Source organism: Streptomyces sp. NPDC046349 (assembly GCF_055587885.1).
In genome coordinates, this window is sequence record NZ_JBVJFK010000001.1 from 346,593 (window position 1) to 346,932 (window position 340).

Below are 340 nucleotides of genomic sequence, written 5' to 3' on the forward strand. Positions count from 1 at the left end.
CACTCCGAACACCCCGAACACGCCCAACACTCCGAACACTCCGGGCGGTGCGGGTAACACTCCGAACACCCCGAACACGCCCAACACTCCGAACACTCCGGGCGGTGCGGGTAACACTCCGAACACCCCGAACACGCCCAACACTCCGAACACTCCGGGCGGTGCGGGTAACACCCCGAACACCCCCAACACCCCGAACACCCCCGGGTGATCCGAGGTGGACAGCGGCGCCGCGCAGTGAATTCACTGCGCGGCGCTCTGGTGCGCGGCAGAGCTTCTGGTGCTCGCCTACGTATTGGGGGTGTTCGGAGTGTTCGGGGTGTTGGGGGTATTGGGCGTG